Raw genomic sequence first — 2,845 nt, forward strand, 5'->3', positions numbered from 1 at the left:
TCGCGGCGGAAGAACGAGCCCGGGATGCGGCCGGCGGCGTACATACGCTCTTCGACGTCGACGGTCAGCGGGAAGAAGTCGAAACCTTCACGCGGGTGCTTGCCGGCGGTGGTTGCGGACAGCAGCGCGGTCTCTTCATCGATGTAGACCATCGCTGCGCCGGCTGCCTGCTTGGCAAGGCGGCCGGTTTCAAAGCGGATTACACGCTTGCCGAAGCGGCCATTGTCAATGATTGCTTCTGAGAACTGGATTTCGGGACCCTCCATAGAGAGTCACCTCCGTGTCTTGGTTCACGGAGCCCAGCCGCATCAACCCAGCCCAGCATCTGTCTACTGGCCTGCACTGCACCCGGTCATCGATCGAGACCCACGGGCCGGGCCTCATTCTTTGAGGCCGTTCCCGGGGATCACTACCGAGGACCGCGAATGCGTGATGCGGTTGATCCTCCTGTTTAGTTTTTTTCCTGAAGAAGGCGGCCCTTTCCGGTCCGGAAGGGGCCGCCCCTTAAAGCTGACTAGCGACGCAGGCCGAGGCGCTCGATGAGCTTACGGTAGCGTGTGATGTCAGTGTTCTTGAGGTAGGTGAGCATGCGCTTGCGACGACCAACCATGGCCAGCAGACCGCGCTGGGTGTGGTAATCGTGCTTGTGCTCCTTCATGTGCTCAGTGAGATCCTTGATCCGCTGAGTCAGGACTGCAACCTGGACCTCCGGCGAACCGGTGTCGCCCTCGGACGTTGCGAAATCCTTGATGATGGACTGCTTTACAGCGGCTTCAAGTGCCACAATAACTCCTAGAGATGTGCCGTGAGGCCCGAATCAGTAATTCACTGCCGGGGGTGCCGTCCCGGAATCCCCCGCCGAAGCCGGGCATTCCGTACACAACAGGAGCCAGCCGCCACGGACTGCAGCCGGATCCAACGTTCAGTTTAGTGGCACGTCCGCGGTCTTGTCGAAACCGCCGGGCGCGGCCGCCGACTCTGCCGGCGCGCCAGCTGCCTGCGGCGGTTGCGGTTTTCCACTTTCCTGGGCTGCGAGCAGTTCGCGAATAGCGGCGACACCCCGGTAAAGCTCCGCGAAGGATGTGCTGAGCGGCGACAGCCCGATCCTGATGCCCTGCGGGGCGCGGAAATCGGGAATCACGTCCTGGTCCCACAATGTGGCCGTCATTTCCCGGAAGGCCGGGTGGTCGATCGTCACGTGGCTGCCGCGCAGTTCCGCCGCCCGCGGGGTGGACAGCTGCACGCCGGCCGGCGCCAGCCAGGCGTCGTAAAGTTCGAGGGCATAAGCGGTCAGCACCCGTGACTTCTCCCGCAGTGACGCCATCCCCGCTTCCTCGATCAGGTCCAGGGTGCCGCGCATGGCGAGCATCCCGAAGATCGCCGGAGTGCCGCTAAGGAAGCCGCGGATGCCGGGGGCGGCCTCGTAGCCGGGACCCATTTCGAACGCGTCCTTGCGCCCCATCCAGCCCCAGATGGGCTGCTGCAGCCCGGCCAGGTGCCGTGCGTTGATGTAGGCGAACGCGGGCGAGCCCGGTCCCCCGTTCAGATATTTGTAGGTGCAGCCTGCCGCGAAGTCGACGTCGGCGTCGTCCAAAGCGATCTCCACAGACCCGGCGGAGTGGCACAGGTCCCACACCACCAGGGCGCCGGCGTCGTGGATTGCCGCGGTGATGCCCGGCAGGTCCGCGAGGAAGCCGGAGCGGTAGGCGATCTGGCTCAGGACCACGACGGCGGTGGCCGGGCCGGTGGCGTCGCGCACCTGCTCGACGGTGACGCCGGAGGCGGGATCGGCGTCGATCCAGCGCAGGGTCAGGCCTTCTTCACGGGCGATTCCCTCCACCAGGTAGCGGTCGGTGGGGAAATTATCCGTGTCCAGGACGATCTCGGTCCGGGCCGGATCGGTGACGGCTGCCAGCGCGGCGCGGGTGAGCTTGTACAGCACCACGGTGGTGGAATCGGCAATGATCGTCTGCCCTGGCGCCGCGCCGCGCACGGCGCGGCCGAGCTGGTCGCCGATCTTCTGGGGCAGTTCGAGCCATTCCTCGTCCCAGCCCCGGATCAGGCGGCCGCCCCAGCTGTCCTGGATGAAGTTGCTGATGTCGGTGACGGTCCGCTTGAGCGGACGGCCCAGGGAGTTGCCGTCAAGGTAGGACAGGTCCGTGTCCGTGCCGACGAAGTGGTCGCGGTAGCCGGCCAGCGGATCCGCGGCGTCGAGGTCGAGGGCGCGCTGCCACAGGCTGTCCGGCGCGTCGGTGTTGGCGGAGATGCTCACTGGCCGATCTCCGTCCGCACGGCGAAGAGCTCGGGGAAGAAGGTCAGTTCGAGGGCCTTCTGCAGGAACGCGGCGCCGCTGGATCCGCCGGTGCCGGCCTTCATGCCGATGGTCCGCTGGACGGTGCGCAGGTGGCGGAAACGCCACAGCTGGAAGTTGTCCTCAAGGTCCACAAGTTCCTCGCAGGCCTCGTATGCGCCCCAGTTGTCGGCGGCGTTCTCGTAGATGTACTTGAACACCGGGACCAGTTCGGGGCAGAACTCGTGGGCCTTGGTGACGTCGCGCTCCAGCAGGGAGGCAGGGACGTCGAAGCCCTGGCGCTTGAGATAGGCGAGGAAATCGTCGTAGATGCTGGGGGCTTCGAGCAGTTCGCGCAGCATCTCGTGGGCCTCGGGGTCCGATTCGAACACCGGAAGCATCTTGGCGTTCTTGTTGCCGAGGAGGAACTCCACCGCACGGTACTGGCTGGACTGGAATCCGGAAGAGTTGCCGAGGAAGCCGCGGAACTGGGAGTACTCGGTGGGCGTCAGGGTGGCCAGCACGGACCATTGCTCGGTGAGTGTCTTCTGAATG

3 protein-coding genes and 1 pseudogene are annotated in these 2,845 nt (G+C 65.2%); all 4 read right to left on the minus strand.

The genetic code is table 11. The features are described 5' to 3' along the window. Nucleotides 1-266: pseudogene (locus tag LQV45_RS23885) on the minus strand (polyribonucleotide nucleotidyltransferase); the annotation flags it as partial. Nucleotides 267-514: 248 nt separating this feature from the next. Then, the gene (gene rpsO / locus LQV45_RS23890; RefSeq protein ID WP_018774485.1) at nt 515-784 is read right to left on the minus strand and encodes a 30S ribosomal protein S15; all 270 of its coding nucleotides are present in this window, start codon (nt 782-784) and stop codon (nt 515-517) included. A gap of 138 nt (nt 785-922) precedes the next feature. After that, complete coding sequence (locus LQV45_RS23895) at nt 923-2,272, minus strand: kynureninase (RefSeq protein WP_230009116.1); 1,350 nt, start codon at nt 2,270-2,272, stop codon at nt 923-925. Further along, nucleotides 2,269-2,845, minus strand: a 577-nt coding sequence (locus tag LQV45_RS23900) for a tryptophan 2,3-dioxygenase (RefSeq protein WP_230009117.1), incomplete at its 5' end; no start/stop codon positions are given. The genes LQV45_RS23900 and LQV45_RS23895, both read right to left, overlap by 4 nt.

This window comes from Microbacterium sp. Bi128 (assembly GCF_918698205.1).